We start from the raw sequence: 19,942 nt of genomic DNA, 5'->3' as shown, positions 1-19,942 counted from the left end.
TCATGGATATAAAATTATTTTTCACCGTAGCATTGCTTTCTAGTTTTCAACTTTTCTTTGCTCAAGAAACAAAAACTGACACGATAAAGTTAGCCTCAAAAACTACCATAACTACGGTTACTACAATCAAAGACACCATAAAAGTAGCTGCAGTAGTTGCTGCAAAATTAGCGACAACTGAAGAGAAAGAAGCATTGAAAAAAGAAGCTACAGTTCTTAAGGACAAAATAAAAGAGGAGAAAAAAGCACTAAGAGAAGCTAATAAAATTGAAAAAGAGAAAAAGGCTTTTGAAAAAAAACAAAAAGCTTTTGACAAACGACAAGACAAAATTCTTTCAAGTGAAAAATCAATTAGTAAGATAAAAACAAAAATCTCAGATGAGGAAAGAGATTTAATCAAACTCAAAGAAAAATTTGAACAAAGAAAATCAAAAGGAAAGCTTAGTTCTACTGAAATTGAAAAAGAAAATATCAAAATCAGTAAGAGACAAATAAAAATAAATAAGCTGGAAGGAGATCTAGATAAAGCAGAAGAAAAGCTGCATAAAATGAGAGATTAAATGGAACCACCTTCGGGTGGTTTTTTCATATAAAAAGGTTTGTTTCACTCCAAAAACAGCATTGTTTATTGCAGTTCAAACAATGTAATTATTATTTTTAATTTGCAAAATTTAGTTACCGTTTAACTTCAATATGCTCCTAAAAAAATGTTTATATTTGCATCAAAACAAATTAAAATGCAACATATAATTGACCGTTTCATCAGTTACGTAACTATTGATACTGAATCTGATCACAAATCAGAAAGTACTCCAAGTACAGCAAAACAATGGGATTTAGCCAATAAACTGGTTGAAGAACTTAAAGCAATTGGAATGCAAGACGTGACAATTGACGAGAAATCATACATCATGGCTACTTTGCCAAGTAATGTAACACAAGAAGTCCCTGTAATTGGATTTATTTCTCACTTTGACACTTCTCCTGATTTTACCGGAGCCAATGTAAAACCTCAAATTGTATCGAACTATGATGGTAAAGACATTGTATTAAATGCAGAAAAAAATATTGTGTTATCACCAAGTTATTTCAAAGATTTATTGCTATACAAAGGGCAAACTTTGATCACTACTGACGGAACAACACTGCTAGGTGCCGATGATAAAGCCGGAATCACTGAGATTGTGACTGCAATGGAATTCCTGATCAACAATCCTGAAATCAAACATGGAAAAATCAGAGTTGGTTTTACACCAGACGAAGAAATTGGTCGTGGTGCACATCATTTTGATGTAGAGAAATTTGGAGCGGATTGGGCGTATACAATGGATGGCAGCCAAATAGGTGAATTAGAATATGAAAATTTTAATGCGGCTGGCGCCAAAATCACTTTCAAAGGTAAAAGCGTTCATCCTGGCTATGCCAAAGGAAAAATGATTAATTCTATGTTGATTGCCAATGCCTTTATAAACGAACTGCCCGCTGGAGAAACTCCTGAAGAAACTAAAGGATATGAAGGATTCTTTCACGTGCATCATTTGACTGGAAGTATTGAAGAAACCGTTTTGGAATTAATCATTCGCGATCATAACAAGAAAAAGTTCGAAAAACGCAAAGAACTAATCGAAAAAATCACCAGAAAAATCAATAAGAAATTTGCAAAACAATTTGGTGAAGATATCGTTATCACAGAGATTAAAGATCAATATTACAATATGAAAGAAAAGGTTCTGCCTGTGAAACATATTGTGGATATTGCTGAAAAAGCAATGAAAGAAATAGGGATAAAACCGCTTATAAAACCTATTCGTGGTGGAACTGATGGTTCTCAATTATCGTATAAAGGATTACCTTGCCCAAATATTTTTGCTGGCGGACACAATTTTCATGGAAAATATGAATATGTTCCGGTAGAAAGTATGCAAAAAGCGGTTGAAGTAATTGTAAAAATAGCGCAATTGACAGCTACAGAAGATTCATCTAAAAAATAAGTTATTTGGAATCCTCAAAGACGACTCATTCTTGGGATAAAAACAACCGTTGGTCAGAAGAATTAGAACTTCTAAAATCAATTATTATCAAAACGGAACTCGTGGAAACAACGAAATGGGGTGGTATTGTTTATGTCTTGAATGGTAAAAACGTACTCGGAATTGGAGGATTCAAAAATTATTTTACAATTTGGTTTTTTAATGGTGTTTTATTGCAAGATAAAAAAAAGATCTTAGTTAATGCACAGGAAGGCGTTACTAAATCGTTGCGACAATTGCGTTTTTCATCAAAAGAAGAAGTCGATGAAGCAGCAGTTTTAGAGTATATTCATGAAGCGATTGCCAATGAAAAACAAGGAAAGAATAGTAAGCCTCAGAAAAAAGAACCTATTGTTTCTGAACTTCTTCAAAAAGAATTAGATGCTGATGCCAATTTAGCAGATGCTTTTCTAAAATTCTCTCCTTACAAACAATATGAATTCTTAGAATATGTTGAAACTGCAAAACGAAAAGAGACTAAACGTTCTCGAATTGAAAAAATTAAACCGATGATAAAAGAAAACATTGGTTTAAATGATAAATACCGATAAAAGTAAGTCCCAATCCTGAAGTTCAGAGTTGGGACTTTTTAATTAAACCACATTAGAATAATACATTCTACGTTCATAATCATTTATACAATTTCTTTATTTTTAAAAGAAAATACATTCTTCCTTGGATGCTATTTGTTGTAAACCGAATAAATTACCTGAATCGTTCTGAAAAACTTAACATTGACCAGTATATTAAATCACTATATTTACTTACAATCACCTAACAATTTAGTAACACCAGAACAACTATTGGTTTAATTGAATAAAAGCTAAAACTATAAATTATGATACAAAAGAAAGAAGCAGAAACTGATCCAGTATCTCCGGCAAAACCTGAAATTGACAAGCCAATTAGAGCTCCAAGAACTAAAGTAGTTAAACCTATAGTGGAACCCGTTGAAATTATTCAACCTGTAATTGAAGAAGTCATAACAGAAACTATTGAGATTACTACTATTAGTCTAGACGAGAATAGTGACGTTTTAAACAAGAAAAAAAGTAAAAAGGAAACTAAAAACAAAGTAAAAATGAAAGACAAAGACAAGAAAAAGGCTAAAAAAGCCGATGCAAAAGAGAAAGCAAAACAAAAAGCGAAAGCAAAAGCCAAAAAGGCAAAAAAAGCCAAAAAGGATAAAGCTAAGAAAGCAAAAGTTAAAGCCAAGATAAAAGCTAAAAAAGCCAAAGCAAAATCAAAAAAAGCGAAGAAGAATAAAAAGAATAAAAAATAAGGATATTTTTTATCCAAAAAAGTCCCAATCCGAATAATCGGTTGGGACTTTTTTAATTCATTAAAATGAGAATTATTTTTTGTTCAATACAGCACTCATTTCCATCGAAATAGCAGAACGTTCCATTTTCAATTTTCCTGACATCGTTTCAACAACAACAGTTGTATCCGCTAACTCAGAAACTTTACCGTGAAGACCACTTTTAGTAATGATTTTATCGCCTACTTTCAAGGTGCTTTCAAATTCTTTTTCTTGTTTTGCTTTTTTCTGTTGTGGTCTGATCATAAAGAAATAGATCACCACAAACATTAATATAAACGGTGCAAATTGAGTTAATTGTTCCATAATTTAAATTCTTTTTTATTTATTAATTACATTAAACCACGACCAGCTTTAATGATTCTTTTACTGGCTTCCAGTTCTTTTACTAAATTGTCTAAAATTCCGTTGATAAAAATACTACTTTTTGGCGTAGAATATTCTTTAGCAACTTCTAAATATTCGTTAAGAGTTACTTTTACGGGAATGGATGGAAATTTCAAAAATTCACAGATTGCCATTTTCAGTATAATTGTGTCAATTTCGGCAATTCTTTCAGTATCCCAGTTTGGTGTTTTATCAAGATATTCTTTAGCTAATTCCGTTTCGTTTAAGACTGTTTTTCGGAATAAATCTTTAACAAAATCCTTATCTTCATTGTCTTTATACAATTTTGGTACTCTAAAATTATCATCTTCACCAGATTTAATGGCTTTCAATTGCTTGATAATATGCGTATTCACTAATGGGATATCATCAACCCAAGTTAACTTATCATCCTCTAAATATTCATATAATTTCTCGTTTGGAACAATTACATCCATGAATAAATCAACGATAAACTGTCTGTCTTCTTCAAATGTATTTACTAGATTACTCATGTAATCCGCATACAATTTACTTGCTTTTACGTCATTTAGAAGCAATAAAATATAATCGTCGTTTAAAGACCAATTATTGATTTTACGGTTTTCCAGGGCAATACTTAATGAATTGTTTTCGGCAAGGATTTGAAAGATTCTGTTTTTGATGAACTTTTCGTTGGGTTTACGTTCCTCAGGAGTTGCAAGATGCTTCAAACTTGATTTATGTAAAAAGACCGTCTCTGTTTTACAAATTTCAATCAAGGAAGAAAGCATTATAAGGTATAAATCTTGAATATTGTCGATACTGTAAAAAAGGAATTTTTCTTCTTTTTCCAGATTATCTGAACCGCTTTGATGCATCGCATAAATGGATTGCATTACTTTAACGCGAATGTGTCTTCTATTTACCACCTTGTAAGAACTTTTATTAATTAGGGTGCAAAAATAAGTATTTCATTTTTTAAAATAAAATATATAATCGCTTATTTTAAAGATTTCAATCGGCAGCATTCAGTGAATGGTAATAAATTGTTCACTGAATGCTGATAACTGAGCACTATTTTTATTTTTTACTGTTTTCTATTTTTCTTTGGTTGATGCGATTTTGAGCAATTGTCAAAGCAGCATGATGTGTTGTCATCTTGTTCGCAATAGCAAAATCAAATATTTCTAATGTTGTGTTATAAATATTTTCTGTTTTACGCATGATTTCTGCTTTGTCATAATGCGCCAATTCAGCATACACATTGATAATTCCACCTGCATTAATCAAGAAATCCGGAGCATAAAGAATGCCTCTTTCTTGTAAAATTACACCGTGAACATTCTCATCAGCTAATTGATTATTGGCAGCACCAGCAATTACTTTTGCTTTAATTTTATAAACAGTATTGTCATTTAACGTTGCTCCCATGGCGCAAGGCGCATAAATATCAACATCTGCACTGTACAGGTCTTCTCCTCTGAAAATTTCTGCATGGCACTTCGCTCCTACTTCATTCAGTTTTTCTTCATTGATGTCAGCAATAGTAACGATTGCTCCTTCTTTGGTCAAATAATCAACTAAAGTTTCCCCAACATGACCAATTCCTTGAACCAATACTTTTTTACCACTCAAAACATCAGAACCAAATTGTTGTTTTGCAGCCGCTTTCATTCCTAAATATACTCCGTAAGCAGTAACAGGTGACGGATTTCCAGAACCTCCTCTTGATTCCGAAATTCCAGTAACATAAGGTGTCACATCTCTTACAATATCCATATCTGCGGTTTCCATTCCTACATCTTCAGCGGTAATATATCTTCCGCTTAAACCATGAACAAATTCACCAAACTTACGCATCAACTCCGGAGTTTTTTGCGTTTTAGCATCTCCAATAATAACTGCTTTCCCTCCACCAATATTCAATCCTGTAATTGCTGCCTTATAAGTCATACCGCGAGAAAGACGCAATACATCGTTTAAAGCTTCCCATTCGTTTGCATAATTATACATTCGTGTACCACCCAAGGCAGGACCCATAACCGAATTATGAATACCAATAATTGCTTTTAAACCTGTATCTTTGTCATTGCAAAATACAATTTGTTCGTGATCATCAAATGACAATTGACCAAAAACGGGATCCATTTTTTGAAGTTCCTTTCCAGTTGTGAAAGCTGCATTCATAGTGTAAGTTTTTATAGTGATAAATTATGAATTCGTCAAAAAGACAATTCAAATTTAAACAAAAAATAAATATGTATTGATTTTTTGTTTAAAAATTATCAAATCAGCAATTTAACACGCTAATAATTCATCACTGAAATTATTAAAAAGTAAAAGTATTTTAAAAATAAAATCATTTCAACATAGAATATCTTAAAAAATGAAAGAATTACGTTATTTAAACAAATATTTCGTCAAATACAAATACAGTTTCTTACTGGGAATTATTTTTACCATTATTGCACAAATATTCATGCTTTTCACACCTAAGTTGATTAGCAAATCATTCAAGGTTATTGAGGCTTTCGCCAAAGATAAAACCATAGCCAAATCAGTTATACATGAAGAATTAATTTCGAATATCCTATTGATTATCGCTACCACAATTATTGCCGGCTTTCTTACTTTCTTAATGAGACAAACCTTAATTGTGATGTCACGCCACATAGAATTTGATTTAAAAAATGAAGTATTCCGTCAATATGAGAATCTTTCGCAGAACTTCTACAAACAAAATCGTACAGGAGATTTAATGAACCGAATAAGCGAGGACGTTTCAAAAGTAAGAATGTATGTGGGTCCAGCGGTGATGTACACCATAAATACCGTCATTCGTTTTGCAATAGTAATCGTCTATATGTATAATGTATCGCCAATACTGACTTTATACACATTGCTTCCTTTACCGCTTTTATCATACGCAATTTTCAAACTGAGTTCCGAAATCAATGTAAGAAGCACCATTTTCCAACAATATTTATCTAAAGTTTCCAGTTTTTCGCAAGAAATATTTTCGGGAATCCGCGTGATAAAAGCGTATTCTCTGGAAGACCAACATCAAAACAACATGGTGAATTTAGCAAACGAAAGCAAAAGCAAAAGCTTAAATTTAGCCAAAGTACAATCTTTATTTGGTCCTTTAATGTTAGCACTTATCGGTATCAGTAACTTAGTGGTAATTTATTTTGGAGGTTTAATGTACATCGATGGAACCATCAAAAGCATTGGAACTATCGCCGAATTTATTTTGTACGTGAATATGCTGACTTGGCCGGTAGCCTCTTTAGGTTGGGTTTCTTCTATGGTGCAAGAGGCCGAAGCTTCACAGAAACGTCTCAATGAATTCCTTAAAATTGAACCCGAAATAAAAAATAAAAATCTGAATAAATCAGTGATAGAAGGATCTGTTTCTTTCGAAAACGTAAGCTATACTTACGAGGACACTAATATCAAAGCGTTACAAAATATCTCTTTTACCGTAAAAAAAGGAGAAACGTTAGCTATTCTAGGAAAAACAGGATCTGGAAAATCTACCATTTTATCCCTAATTTCCAGAATGTATGATGTAACCGATGGAAAAATAACCATTGATGGAAGCGAAATAAGCAACGTGAATCTTTTTGATTTGCGAAACAGCATTGGTATCGTTCCACAAGATGCGTTTTTATTTTCAGACAGTATCAAGAATAATATTATGTTTGGTAAAGAGAATGCGACTATGCAAGAAGTGGAATCAGCAGCAAAAAGTGCAGTTGTTCATGATAACATCATTGGATTTAATAAACAATATGAAACCGTTCTGGGTGAAAGAGGAATTACACTTTCCGGAGGTCAAAAACAAAGAGTTTCCATTGCCAGAGCCATTATCAAAAACCCTCCTATTTTGCTTTTCGACGATTGTTTGTCAGCCGTTGATACGGAGACAGAAGAAGCAATATTGAATAACCTACACGAAATTTGTAAAGACAAAACAACAATAATTGTAAGCCACCGTGTGTCATCAGCTAAAAATGCTGATAAAATTATAATTATTGAAAAAGGACAAATCATCCAACAAGGTTCTCATAATCAATTGATAAATCAAGAAGGCTATTATGCGGCTTTGTATTTGAAACAACTTTCAGAAAAAGAAATGCTATAATTGTTGTATAATACATATTTTTTATAGATTTTTGGATACTAGTTAACAACCATAAATTGATAGAAAGGATTATGAGAGAACATGACATGTTAGAAAAAGAAGAGATTTTTTCTAAAGTTTTAAGAGCTGGGAGAAGAACCTATTTCTTTGATGTGAGAGCGACAAAAGCAGATGATTATTACATTACCATTACCGAAAGCAAAAAATTTACTGAAGAAGATGGATCGTTCCATTTCAAAAAACATAAAATCTACTTATACAAAGAAGATTTTGCTGCTTTCGCAGAAATTTTAGGAGAAATGACATCTTACGTTTTGAACCACAAAGGCGAAGAAGTAATCTCAGAAAGACACCAAAAAGATTTCAAAAAAGAATATGCATCTGAAAAATCAGATGATGAAATTATACCGCAAACATCAACTTTTACAGATATAGAATTTGATGATATTTAATTTTTAGTTACTTACTTACCAATAAAAAAGTCCAAAAGTCATTTGATTTTTGGACTTTTTTTATAGAAAAATCAATTGACTTTTGATTCTGTTTATACGAATTTACAAACTACCCAATCCGCAATCCATTTTCAATTTTAAAATCAGGAGCCAGTAAAATCACATCACCTTCGGCTCCAACGGCTCCTAAAACCAAGCACTCACTCATAAATTTCCCAATTTGTTTTTTAGGAAAATTGACCACGGCTACGATTTGGCGGTTGAGTAAATCTTCTTTCTGATAACGTTTGGTTATTTGCGCCGATGTTTTTCGGATTCCGATTTTGGAACCAAAATCAATCGTTAATTGATACGCCGGTTTTCTGGCTTCGGGAAAATCATTTATTTCTAAAATGGTTCCAACACGCATTTCTACTCTTTCAAACTCATTCCAGCTAAGGTTTTCCATGTTAGTTTTTTTTCAATTAAAGTACTGAATAACAAACCTATCAATTTTACAACTATTTATACTATTTTCATTATACATTTTTTGTCGCGATTACTAAGGAAGTGCCTATAAAGCAATGAAAAATACAAGCATAAAAAAATCCCAAAACTCTCGCTTCGGGATTTTATATTTTATACTAATTAAACTTTACAATTCTAATTTCGTAAATCGTAAATTATTTTACTTCCATTAACTCAACGTCAAAAATCAAAGTTGCATTTGGTGGAATTGCTCCTCCAGCACCGCGGGATCCATAACCTAAATGAGAAGGAATAACAAAACGTGCTTTGTCACCTACTCGCAACAAGGCAATTCCTTCGTCCCATCCTTCAATAACCTGACCTTGACCCAATCTGAATTCAATTGGTTTTTTTCTTGGATAAGAAGAATCAAAAACTTTCCCATTCTCTAGTGAACCTTCATAATGAACAGCAACCGTTTTTCCGCTTTCTGCTTTTTTACCCTCACCTCTTTGAATGAATTGATAACGCAAACCGCTTTCTGTTTTTTCGAAACCAGCCGCTAATTTTTCCATTTCAGCTTCTGCCTCTGCTTTTAAAGCTGCATCGCGTTTGTTACGAGATCCCTTGAAAGTAATAAAAGCTTCAATTGCATTCCAATTTTTAGCTTCTTCGCCTTCTCTGATAATTTCTAAAGACTCTAAAATATCTCCTTGTTCAACAGCATCTACAACATCCTGACCTTCTACAACATGACCAAAAACAGTATGTTTATTATCCAACCATTCTGTTGGGATATGGGTAATGTAAAATTGAGAACCGTTTGTTCCTGGTCCAGAATTGGCCATAGCCAAAACTCCCGGACGGTTATGTTTTAAACTTGGGTGAAATTCATCATCAAATTTGTACCCTGGATCTCCAGTTCCTGTTCCTTGTGGACAACCCCCTTGAATCATGAAATCAGGAATTACTCTGTGAAATTTTAATCCGTCATAAAATTTAACCCCTTGTGGTTTTACTTTATTTTCTAAGTTTCCTTCTGCCAATCCTACAAAGTTCCCAACTGTGCCCGGAGTCAAGTCGTGTGTAAGTTTTACTAAAATAGCACCTTTAGTAGTGTTGAATTTAGCATATATTCCGTTTTCCATTTTTTTTAATTTTTGTTAAAGCGCAAATTTACGAATTAAATTAGACAATTTGAAAATTCTCATTAAATGGATTCAGTTAATTGAAGACCATTTATTAGTGATTGTACTGAGCCATTTTGGCAAAAAAGACTTTAAATAGTTCCCTCTTCTATTTGTAGAAACTAATTGTGTTTTACCCAAATGAGTTCGGAAGTCTTGTAACCAAGATCTTTCGCCGTTTTTAAATATGCTTCTTTTACCTCTTGTGGCATTGTTTTATCCCGTGAAAGCAACCACAGATATTTCAGACTTTTACCTGCAACCAAAGCATATTTATAGTCTGAATCAAGTCCAATAATGTTATATCCCGAATAAAATGGTCCAAAAAAAGAAACTTTTAATTTTCCTTCCTTTGAATCACCTGCAAACTTCACTTTGCCTGTAGATGCTACATCTTTGTTCTTTATGTAATTATACCCTCGATTTACCACCTTAATCGTTCCATCCTCGTTTAATGAATATTCAGCGGTTGTATTGTTTAAATTTTTTTCGAAAATAAAATCCAGCCGTGCAATTTCGTACCAGTTGCCTAAGTATTTATCTTTATCAAAATCTTGAATTACCTTAGCGCCCTTAGGTATAGAACTGCAGGAATTCATAACCAACAGACTTGCAGAGAGCAGTGTTAGACTTCCTAAAACTCGAATTTTATTTTTCATCATCTTTCATTGAATATCAAAATTCAGAAATAAAAAATTGTAAATCAATACAATTTAGAATACTTTAGGATTTGCTAAAACAAAACAAACCTCTACATTAGTAATAGCAGCTTTTGTTTGTGGCGCTATGCTCCCTAAGTCTTTATAATAACGAAAATGTTCTAATTCAACTAAACCCTAGCCCAGATTGAAACAACATCCTTTTCTTGATTTCTTTAAGCAAGAAAAGATAGCGTGTAAAGCTGGAAATAGCTCCTGAAGAAAAGTTTAATCGTTGAATTGGGTATTTGGTTATTTGAAAACCTCAGCATCTTTGTACCTTTGCAACTTTCAAACTAAGATTTAAAATTATGCGCATCGATATTGTTACCGTTCTCCCTGAATTATTGCGAAGTCCGTTTGAGGCTTCGATTATGAAACGTGCTATAGACAAAGGATTGGTAGAAGTTCATTTTCATAATCTGCGGGACTATACGACCAACAGACAGAAAAGCGTGGATGATTATCCCTATGGCGGTGGTGCAGGAATGGTGATGACTGTACAACCTATTGATGCTTGTATTACGCATTTGAAAAGCGAAAGAACCTACGACGAAATCATATATATGTCGCCGGATGGGGAAACCCTAAACCAGAAAATGGCGAACACGATGTCGATGTATGAGAATATCATCATCCTTTGCGGACATTATAAAGGTGTGGATCAACGCGTGCGCGACCACTTTATTACGAAAGAAATCTCTATTGGTGATTATGTTTTGTCTGGCGGTGAATTAGGAGCTTTGGTATTATCAGATGCATTGATTCGATTGATTCCTGGCGTTTTGAGTGACGAAACCTCAGCATTGACGGATAGTTTTCAGGATGGATTGTTGTCAGGGCCTATTTACACACGCCCGGCGGATTACAACGGATGGAAAGTTCCAGAGGTTTTGACCAGCGGGAATTTTGCCAAAATTGACAAATGGCGCGAGGATATGGCATACGAACACACAAAGAACAGACGACCGGATTTGCTGGAAGATTAAAAATTTGTTTAAAGTTTAAAGTTGGTATTCTAGAACTTCTAAACTTTAAACAAGAAATACTTTAAACTTTAAACTTTTTTATTTACTTTTGCGCCCACATTAGTTCAACCTCTGGCGAGATCCGTGAATGTTGATTTAATACAACCCATAATTAAAAAATATCATGGCAGATTTAATGAAATTCGTTCAAGACGAATTCGTAACAAGAAAAGAATTCCCAGTTTTTGCAGCTGGAGATACTATCACCGTTTACTACGAAATTAGAGAGGGTGAAAAAACTAGAACACAGTTTTTTAAAGGAGTTGTTATCCAAAGAAGAGGTTCTGCTAATACAGAAACTTTCACAATTCGTAAAATGTCAGGTGCTATTGGAGTAGAGCGTATCTTCCCAGTAAACTTGCCAGCTTTACAAAAAATTGAAATCAACAAAAAAGGTGCAGTTCGTAGAGCTAGAATTTTCTACTTCAGAGAACTTACTGGTAAAAAAGCTAAGATTAAAGACAAAAGAAGATAGTCAAATATTTCTTTACTATAAAGGTCCCAACACTGTTGGGACCTTTTTTTTGGTTCAAAACTAATGCATTCAATATTATTCTTTAAAATTTATAGGAATTAAAAGCATTTCAAGTGCTTCCTATTTGATAATTTATAAGGAATATCATTTTCATATTCTCAATTTGAACAAGCAAAAACAATAATTTAATAATTCAATTTATCCTACTAAAAACTTAATGAAAACGCATTTTCTTTTACGATATCGTTTTATTACCTTTGTAGCTAGGTTTAAAAATAAGAATTACATATATCCATACACTATGACAAAAATTAAAGTAGCCAATCCAGTGGTCGAATTGGATGGCGATGAAATGACACGAATTATTTGGTCCTTTATTAAAGAAAAATTAATTCTGCCTTATTTAGATTTAGATATTAAATATTATGATTTAGGAATGGAAAGCAGAGATGCAAGCAATGACCAAATCACTATTGACTCTGCTGAAGCAATAAAAAAATACAATGTTGGTATTAAATGTGCTACGATAACTCCAGATGAAGACCGCGTTAAAGAATTTGGTTTAAAAAAAATGTGGAAATCTCCAAACGGAACAATCCGTAATATTGTAGGTGGAACCGTTTTCCGTGAACCAATTATCATGAAAAATGTACCTCGTTTAGTACCCGGATGGACTCAGCCTATCGTTATTGGTCGTCATGCTTTTGGAGATCAATACAAAGCAACGGATACTGTCATCAAAGGAAAAGGAAAACTAACCATGACTTTTGTTCCTGAAGAAGGAGAAACTCAAACTTGGGAAGTATATGACTATAAAGGAGACGGAGTTGCAATGGCAATGTATAATACTGACGAAAGTATTTACGGTTTTGCACATTCATCATTTCAAATGGCTTTGACAAAAAAATGGCCTTTGTATCTTTCTACAAAAAATACTATTTTGAAAGCCTATGACGGACGTTTCAAAGATATTTTTGAAGAAGTATATCAATCTACTTACAAAACTCAATTTGTTGAAGCAGGTATCGTTTACGAACACCGATTAATCGATGACATGGTTGCTTCTGCAATGAAATGGAGCGGTGGATTTGTTTGGGCTTGTAAAAACTATGATGGTGATGTTCAATCAGACACTGTTGCACAAGGTTTTGGTTCATTAGGTTTAATGACTTCAGTATTGGTAACTCCTGATGGAAAAACGCTAGAAGCGGAAGCGGCTCACGGAACAGTTACACGTCACTACAGACAACACCAACAAGGAAAAGCAACTTCTACCAACCCAATTGCCTCTATTTTTGCATGGACAAGAGGATTGGAACACAGAGGTAAACTTGACGAAAACCAAGCATTAATTGATTTTTGTCATGCTCTAGAACAAGTATGTATTGATACTGTTGAAAGCGGAAAAATGACTAAAGATTTAGCGATGTTAGTAAAACCAGAAGGATTAACTGCAGCGGATTACTTGACTACCGAAGCTTTCTTGGCAGCAATAAAAGAAAATCTAGATGCTAAACTAGCTTAATTCTTTTTCTACATTATATTCGAAAGGCAACCCGAAACGGTTGTCTTTTTTTTATATTAGCAATACCTTAACAGTTGTTATATGACAATTGCTATTCAATTTAGTGTACTTTGCGTTTTTTCATTTCGATAAAATTTAAACAATGACTCCAAAGAAAATTATTACCTTTTTAGTTGTATTACTGTCCGCATTCTCGTCTTTCGGACAAGAGAAATTCACGCTAAGCGGAACTATTATTGACGCCAACAGCAATGAAACTTTAATAGGTGTCAACGTCGTAATTCCAGAGCTAAAAACTGGTGTAACAACTAATGAATACGGGTTTTACTCCATTACTATACCAAAAGGAAATTATACGGTTCAAATAAGTTATTTGGGTTATCTGACTATTTCCGAATCGATATCTCTCAACCAAAATATAAAAAACAATTTTAATTTATTTAGTAATGAAACCGCTTTGCAAGAAGTTATCATTACTGATAATAAAACAAAAATTGATATCAAAAAACCCGAAATGAGCGTTAATAAACTCTCCATTTCAGCTATCAAAAAAATGCCAGTTGTTCTGGGTGAAGTAGATGTTTTAAAATCTATTTTGTTACTTCCAGGTGTTACTAATGCTGGAGAAGGCGCTTCTGGATTTAATGTTCGTGGTGGCGGAGCCGACCAGAATTTAATTTTATTAGACGAAGCAACTATCTTTAATTCATCACATGTTTTTGGATTTTTCTCTGTTTTTAATCCAGATGCTATCAAAGATTTAAAATTATACAAAGGCGGAATTCCGGCTCGCTACGGCGGAAGAGCGTCTTCTGTTTTGGATATTTATCAAAAAGATGGTAATAGTAAAGGCTTCCATGTCAATGGAGGAATCGGATTAATTTCCAGCCGTATTTTGGCCGAAGGACCATTGGTTAAAGACAAAGGATCGTTCCTTATTGGCGGTAGAAGTTCGTACGCACACTTATTCCTGAAGCTCTCTGAAGAACAAAAAGACAACTCGGCTTATTTCTATGATTTAAATATGAAACTGAGTTATAAATTAGATACTAATAACAGTCTTTATTTATCAGGTTATTTTGGTCGCGATGTTTTCAGTCTCAATAAAAGTTTTACCAATATCTATGGAAATGCCACTTTAAACTTACGTTGGAATCACCTGTTTTCAGAAAAATTATTTTCAAACTTATCGCTTATTTACAGCGATTATTATTACGGTTTAGATTTGGATTTTGTAGGTTTCCAATGGGATTCCGGCATTAGAAACTACAATATTAAATACGATTTCAAGAATTATATTTCGGATAAATTCAAATTGAATTACGGTGTAAACGGAATTTATTACGAATTCAATCCGGGAACCATTAAACCATCTGATGAAAACTCCGGAATAAATTTTGCTCAATTGGATAAAAAATATGCTTTCGAACCTGCGCTTTACATTAATGCTGATCACGAAATCTCCGATAGAATAGCACTTTCTTACGGACTTCGTTACAGTATGTTTTACCGTTTAGGACAATCTACCGTGAATATTTATGCCGACAACAATCCTGTAACGTTCAATTCAGAGCTACAGATTTATGAAAAAGCAACTCCAATTGGCACTAAATTTTACGACAGAAATAAAGTTATGCAAAGCTATAATTATTTGGAACCGCGTTTTTCATTGGCCTACCAAATCAATGACGAGCAATCCATAAAAGCGAGTTACAACAGAATGGTACAGTATTTACAATTGATTTCGAATACCTCATCGCCTACTCCACTTGATGTCTGGACGCCAAGTGATAGTTTTATCAAACCACAAATTGCGGATCAGGTCGCTTTAGGTTACTTTAAAAACTTTAACGACGATATGTATTCTCTTGAAATAGAAACCTATTACAAAGAAGTTCAAAACCGATTGGATTATATTGATGGCGCTGATTTGATTGCCAATAAAGCCATTGAACAAGTAATCCTGAATGGCCAATTACGATCGTACGGTTTAGAAGTCATGTTCCGAAAAAACGAAGGAAAATTTAATGGCTGGATTTCGTATACATTATCCAAATCCGAGCAACAAACTCCGGGAAGAACATCAGTAGAAACAGGAATCAACAACGGCCAATGGTACAACTCCGTTTATGATAAATTACATAATGTTGCGATAACTACATCGTATAATTTGAATGAGAAATGGTCTTTCGGAGCTAATTTTGCCCTGCAAACCGGACAGCCGGTAACGTATCCTGTTGGGCAATATGACTACTTAGGAATCAATGTTCCCAGTTATGGATTGAGAAATGAAAACCGGCTTCCGGCTTACCATCACTTAGATATCGCCGCAACATTAACTCCAAAAAGCAACAAAGACCGCCAGTGGAAAGGCGAATGGGTTTTTAGCATTTACAATTTATACAATAGAAAAAATGCGGCTTCTATCAATTTCAGACAAAACGTAGATACTGGAACCAATGAAGCTGTAAAAACTTCGATTTTTGGTGTTGTTCCTGCGGTGAGTTATAACTTTAAATTTTAATCTTAGTATTCAATAACAGAATAAAAAATAAAATCATGAAAAAAATAACACTATATCTGGTACTTTTCATCGCTATTTTTTCGGCAAGTTGTGAAGATGTTGTCGAAGTAGATTTAGACAATGCGCCGCCAAAATTAGTTATTGAAGCAGCAGTCAATTGGAAAAAAGGAACTTCGGGAAATCAACAAAAAATAAAACTGACTACCACAACAGGATTTTATAGCACAGAAATCCCAAAAGTTTCCGGAGCAACAGTTTCCATAAAAAACAGTACTAATGTAGTTTTCAATTTTTCCGAAATTGCAAACACTGGAGAGTATACCTGTACTACTTTTATTCCAGTAATCAACGAAACCTATACGCTGACAGTCATCAGTAAAGGTAATACGTACACCGCAACCGAAACATTGAAACCCGTTGCACCAATCACAAAAATTGTTCAAAACAATCAAGGCGGTTTCACTGGAACTGATATTGAAATTAAAACATTCTATCAAGATCCAGCGGGTGAAACCAATTATTACCTCTACAAATATGTGTATTCGAACCAAATAAAATCAAATTTTTATGTAGATCAAGATGAGTTTTTTAACGGAAACGAATTTTTTAGTATCTCACAAAATGACGATCTTAAAAAAGATGATACAATTGAAGTCACGCACTTCGGAATTTCAAAAGCATACTACAATTACATGAGTGTTTTAGTGAGTATCGCAGGAAATAATGGCGGTGGACCGTTTCAATCACCGCCAGCAACCGTAAGAGGAAACATTATCAATACCACGGATACAGCAAATTATCCTTTGGGCTATTTCTCCCTTAGTGAAGTCGATGTTAAAAATTACACGATTGAATAATTAGGAGCTAATCCAGCTGTTCATTATAACCAAAAAGAGGTTCTAAACAGTTTTCCAGTCCGTATAATGAGCTTCCTTTGGTCGCTCTTCTAATGCCGGAAAACTAAAGTTTACAACCTATTTTGGTTTTCATTGCCATCTGGGCTAATACGTGAGGGATAAAACGAGAACTTTTATTTACTTTTACATCATAATTCATAACGTATAATCGACCATGTCTTCACACCATATCGTTCGCGACGACCAAGAACCCGCTCTAATAATTGCCAACGGCGCTTCGTGTAACCCGGAACTATTGGGTCAATTATTGGAATGGTCACCGCTTGTGGTCGTATTAGATTCGGCTATGGTTCGCGTGATGGAATTAGACATCAAAGTCGATGTACTTTTAGGAGATTTCGACCGAGGATTTGATCCTGAAATTTACAAAACATCTCAATACCCAATCGAAATTATTCATACACCGGACCAGAATAAAACCGATTTAGAAAAGGCTTTTGACTATTTAATCGAAAGAAAAATTCCTGCCGTAAACGTCGTTTGGGCCACTGGAAGAAGAGCCGATCATACGATTACCAATCTGACCAACATCACACGATACAGAAATCTATTGAAGATTGTTATTCTGGACGATCACTCTAAGGTATTTCTGTTGCCTAAGAAATTCGAAAAATGGTATACGGCGGACACTCCTATTTCATTAATTCCCATTGGTCACGTGACTGGAATTCATTCTGATAATTTATTCTATCCATTGAAAGATGATAGTCTGACCATTGGTTATAGAACCGGAAGCAGCAATTATGTTATCAATGACGGCATCGTAACAATAGAACATGACGAAGGTGATTTATTGATGATGGAATGTCTGGATTAGCATTTATTGTATATTCAACAAAGCATTTCTCACAATCTCATAATGACTCCAAGGAATAAAATGATTCGCTTTTTCGATCGTTATTGTATCCATTGATTTTGCATTGACAAACATTCTTTGCATGAAAGCAACATTATTATATGGTACCAAAGCATCTTTTGTTCCATGAATAATCGTAACATTACAAGTAATTTTTTTCAGCTCTGGCTCTAAATCGACTAAATCCTTTTTCAGCCACCACAACTCATCATTAGAAGGACGTAATGCTCCGGGAATTAAATATCGTAAAGGCGAAACTTTGATAACCGTTCTCCATTTTTCCGGGTTTTCAGCTTTCGGGTCTAATGATCCTGCCAGTATCACCAATCGTTTGAACCATGATGGATTATCAACGGCTAATTGCGCTACAACTGGCCCACCAACAGAATGTCCTACTAAAATTAGCGGCTTTTTATTATCGATTTTTTTGATAAACTCCGATATTCTTTGCGATTGTACTTTTAAATTTTGAGCATCGCCAAAATCACTGTATCCAAAACCCGGTCGGTCAATAGCAATCATTCGGTATTTTTTAAGCAATAAAGAATCCTGAAGGTATTCCTTGAAAGCATTCCAACTGCCAGGTGAACCATGCACAAAAAACAAAGTCGGGTTTTCCGCATTTCCAGTTGCTACATAATGTATTTTATAACCATCAAAAGCAATTGTTTTATCCTGAAATTCTGTTTTAGAAACAGCGAAAAATTTTTTAGTTTCCTTATTTGAATATCGCATCGTCATACAAGATTGGCACATTATAATATACAAAACCATCAAACTGTAAGCTATGTATCTTTTTTTGAAATGAAATGAAGCGGGCATAAAAGTCATTCTGATAGTATTTTTTATAAAAGTAACCGTTTTTATGGTTCGAAAAAAACGCAATATTCTAATTTTATGATTTATTTTTCATCTGTTCATTAGGTCTAAAACGTCTTTAACTATTTACAAAATAGTTATGCCTATATTTGCATCGAAATAAAGAAAATGAAAGCGAAAACGATTACCGAAAAGACTAATTTACATCCACGAAATCTGGATAGATTTGGATATAATTTTGAACAATTAATAGAAAAATCTCCTGAATTAAAACCTTTTGTTTCTGCTAATAAGCATAATCCAGATGCTTCGGAAGAAACCATTGATTTTAGTAATCCTGATGCCGTAAAGTCACTCAACAAAGCGTTATTATTATCACATTACGACATTCAAAACTGGGATATTCCTAAAAATTATCTTTGCCCGCCGATTCCCGGAAGAGCAGATTATATTCATTATATAGCAGATTTATTAGCTTCAAGCAACAACGGAATCATTCCTGAAGGGGAAACCGTTCAAGGTTTGGACATTGGTGTAGGTGCGAATTGCATTTATCCTATAATTGGTAATTCAGCTTACGGATGGAATTTTGTAGGAACCGACATCGATTTAAAAGCAATTGAAAATTGCAGCGCCATCATTGAAGATAATCCAAAATTGATTGATGCCATCAGTTTACAGCAACAAACGGAATCGCGTTTTATTTTTAAAAACATAATCACTCCCGAAGACAAATTTACATTCACTATTTGTAATCCTCCTTTTCATGCCTCACAGGATGAAGCCACGAAAAGCACGGTAAGAAAAATCAACAATTTAGAATCCCGAAGCGCAACGAGCAAAGTAACTAAACCTATTTTAAATTTTGGCGGTCATAATGCTGAATTATGGTGTGAAGGCGGCGAATTAGGTTTCGTTACCCAAATGATTTATGAAAGTGCTAAATATCCAATGCAGTGTTTATGGTTCACAACTTTGGTTTCTAAAAAAGAAAATCTTTCCAGTCTTTACAAAACACTAAACAAAGTAAGTGCGGTCGAGATTAAAACGATTGATATGGCTCAAGGCCAAAAAACAAGCCGAATTGTAGCTTGGACATTCTTAAGTAAAGCACAACAAAAATCCTGGAAGTTTTAAGTTTTTCTAAACTTTTTTTTCTTGAATTCCG

The 19,942-nt window shown here is 33.9% G+C and carries 20 protein-coding genes; 13 read left to right on the top strand and 7 right to left on the bottom strand.

Translation table 11 applies throughout. The features are described from left to right. Window positions 1-2 precede the first annotated feature (2 nt). The 4 genes from BC952_RS10215 (at window position 3) to BC952_RS14925 (ending at window position 3,312) form a co-directional block, all read left to right on the top strand. On the top strand, window positions 3-560 hold the full coding sequence (locus BC952_RS10215; protein WP_121365574.1) for a hypothetical protein: 558 nt from the start codon (window positions 3-5) through the stop codon (window positions 558-560). A gap of 177 nt (window positions 561-737) precedes the next feature. Continuing rightward, on the top strand, window positions 738-1,991 hold the full coding sequence (gene pepT, locus BC952_RS10210) for a peptidase T (protein ID WP_121365573.1): 1,254 nt from the start codon (window positions 738-740) through the stop codon (window positions 1,989-1,991). 5 nt (window positions 1,992-1,996) lie between these two features. Then, entirely contained in the window at window positions 1,997-2,581 is a 585-nt protein-coding gene (locus BC952_RS10205; RefSeq protein WP_121365572.1) for a YdeI/OmpD-associated family protein, read from the top strand. Between the two features lie 287 nt (window positions 2,582-2,868). After that, on the top strand, window positions 2,869-3,312 hold the full coding sequence (locus BC952_RS14925; RefSeq protein WP_208639984.1) for a hypothetical protein: 444 nt from the start codon (window positions 2,869-2,871) through the stop codon (window positions 3,310-3,312). A gap of 72 nt (window positions 3,313-3,384) precedes the next feature. On the opposite strand, the gene yajC is transcribed toward BC952_RS14925, so the two are convergent. From yajC to BC952_RS10185, 3 genes are all read right to left on the bottom strand, one after another. Further along, a complete protein-coding gene (gene yajC, locus BC952_RS10195; protein ID WP_091166599.1) occupies window positions 3,385-3,657 on the bottom strand; it encodes a preprotein translocase subunit YajC in 273 nt (90 codons plus the stop codon). Window positions 3,658-3,683: 26 nt separating this feature from the next. Next, window positions 3,684-4,595: a transcription antitermination factor NusB gene (nusB, locus tag BC952_RS10190; RefSeq protein WP_121365957.1), complete on the bottom strand. Its 912-nt coding sequence runs from the start codon at window positions 4,593-4,595 to the stop codon at window positions 3,684-3,686. Between the two features lie 184 nt (window positions 4,596-4,779). Next, the gene (locus tag BC952_RS10185; RefSeq protein WP_121365571.1) at window positions 4,780-5,886 is read right to left on the bottom strand and encodes a Glu/Leu/Phe/Val family dehydrogenase; all 1,107 of its coding nucleotides are present in this window, start codon (window positions 5,884-5,886) and stop codon (window positions 4,780-4,782) included. Between the two features lie 199 nt (window positions 5,887-6,085). Here BC952_RS10185 and BC952_RS10180 point away from each other — a divergent pair, with 199 nt between their 5' ends. After that, window positions 6,086-7,846, top strand: a complete 1,761-nt coding sequence (locus BC952_RS10180; protein WP_121365570.1) for an ABC transporter ATP-binding protein — start codon at window positions 6,086-6,088, stop codon at window positions 7,844-7,846. Between the two features lie 71 nt (window positions 7,847-7,917). Continuing rightward, the gene (locus BC952_RS10175; protein WP_099715976.1) at window positions 7,918-8,298 is read left to right on the top strand and encodes a PUR family DNA/RNA-binding protein; all 381 of its coding nucleotides are present in this window, start codon (window positions 7,918-7,920) and stop codon (window positions 8,296-8,298) included. 109 nt (window positions 8,299-8,407) lie between these two features. Here BC952_RS10175 and BC952_RS10170 read toward each other — a convergent pair whose 3' ends face one another. The 3 genes from BC952_RS10170 to BC952_RS10160 all read right to left on the bottom strand — a co-directional run bounded on the left by BC952_RS10170 (window position 8,408) and on the right by BC952_RS10160 (window position 10,591). After that, entirely contained in the window at window positions 8,408-8,746 is a 339-nt protein-coding gene (locus BC952_RS10170; RefSeq protein WP_121365569.1) for a tRNA-binding protein, read from the bottom strand. 214 nt (window positions 8,747-8,960) lie between these two features. Next, window positions 8,961-9,893 carry a peptidylprolyl isomerase gene (locus BC952_RS10165; RefSeq protein ID WP_121365568.1) on the bottom strand — a complete coding sequence of 311 codons (933 nt, stop codon included), beginning with the start codon at window positions 9,891-9,893 and terminating at the stop codon, window positions 8,961-8,963. A gap of 161 nt (window positions 9,894-10,054) precedes the next feature. Next, the gene (locus BC952_RS10160) at window positions 10,055-10,591 is read right to left on the bottom strand and encodes a lipocalin family protein (protein ID WP_121365956.1); all 537 of its coding nucleotides are present in this window, start codon (window positions 10,589-10,591) and stop codon (window positions 10,055-10,057) included. Between the two features lie 350 nt (window positions 10,592-10,941). On the opposite strand from BC952_RS10160, the gene trmD reads away from it, so the two are divergent. From trmD to BC952_RS10130, 6 genes are all read left to right on the top strand, one after another. Beyond that, on the top strand, window positions 10,942-11,619 hold the full coding sequence (gene trmD / locus BC952_RS10155) for a tRNA (guanosine(37)-N1)-methyltransferase TrmD (protein ID WP_091166587.1): 678 nt from the start codon (window positions 10,942-10,944) through the stop codon (window positions 11,617-11,619). Between the two features lie 163 nt (window positions 11,620-11,782). Then, window positions 11,783-12,133 carry a 50S ribosomal protein L19 gene (gene rplS, locus BC952_RS10150; RefSeq protein ID WP_073354306.1) on the top strand — a complete coding sequence of 117 codons (351 nt, stop codon included), beginning with the start codon at window positions 11,783-11,785 and terminating at the stop codon, window positions 12,131-12,133. Window positions 12,134-12,434: 301 nt separating this feature from the next. Beyond that, window positions 12,435-13,658 (top strand): isocitrate dehydrogenase (NADP(+)), encoded by a 1,224-nt coding sequence (locus tag BC952_RS10145; protein ID WP_121365567.1) that lies wholly within the window; start codon window positions 12,435-12,437, stop codon window positions 13,656-13,658. Window positions 13,659-13,800: 142 nt separating this feature from the next. Then, window positions 13,801-16,182, top strand: coding sequence for a TonB-dependent receptor (locus tag BC952_RS10140; protein WP_121365566.1), 2,382 nt, complete (start codon window positions 13,801-13,803; stop codon window positions 16,180-16,182). Between the two features lie 35 nt (window positions 16,183-16,217). Then, window positions 16,218-17,039: a DUF4249 domain-containing protein gene (locus tag BC952_RS10135; RefSeq protein WP_121365565.1), complete on the top strand. Its 822-nt coding sequence runs from the start codon at window positions 16,218-16,220 to the stop codon at window positions 17,037-17,039. Between the two features lie 214 nt (window positions 17,040-17,253). Continuing rightward, entirely contained in the window at window positions 17,254-17,916 is a 663-nt protein-coding gene (locus BC952_RS10130) for a thiamine diphosphokinase (protein ID WP_121365564.1), read from the top strand. 3 nt (window positions 17,917-17,919) lie between these two features. On the opposite strand, the gene BC952_RS10125 is transcribed toward BC952_RS10130, so the two are convergent. Continuing rightward, window positions 17,920-18,786, bottom strand: a complete 867-nt coding sequence (locus BC952_RS10125; protein WP_121365563.1) for an alpha/beta fold hydrolase — start codon at window positions 18,784-18,786, stop codon at window positions 17,920-17,922. Between the two features lie 156 nt (window positions 18,787-18,942). On the opposite strand from BC952_RS10125, the gene rlmF reads away from it, so the two are divergent. Continuing rightward, window positions 18,943-19,911, top strand: coding sequence for a 23S rRNA (adenine(1618)-N(6))-methyltransferase RlmF (rlmF, locus tag BC952_RS10120; protein WP_121365562.1), 969 nt, complete (start codon window positions 18,943-18,945; stop codon window positions 19,909-19,911). The last annotated feature ends 31 nt before the right edge of the window (window positions 19,912-19,942 follow it).

Origin of the sequence: Flavobacterium limicola, from assembly GCF_003634755.1 — a bacterium.
Classification (GTDB): Bacteria; Bacteroidota; Bacteroidia; order Flavobacteriales; family Flavobacteriaceae; genus Flavobacterium; species Flavobacterium limicola.
Note: the sequence above shows the minus strand (reverse complement) of the source record. Positions and strands in the feature narration are given on the sequence as shown.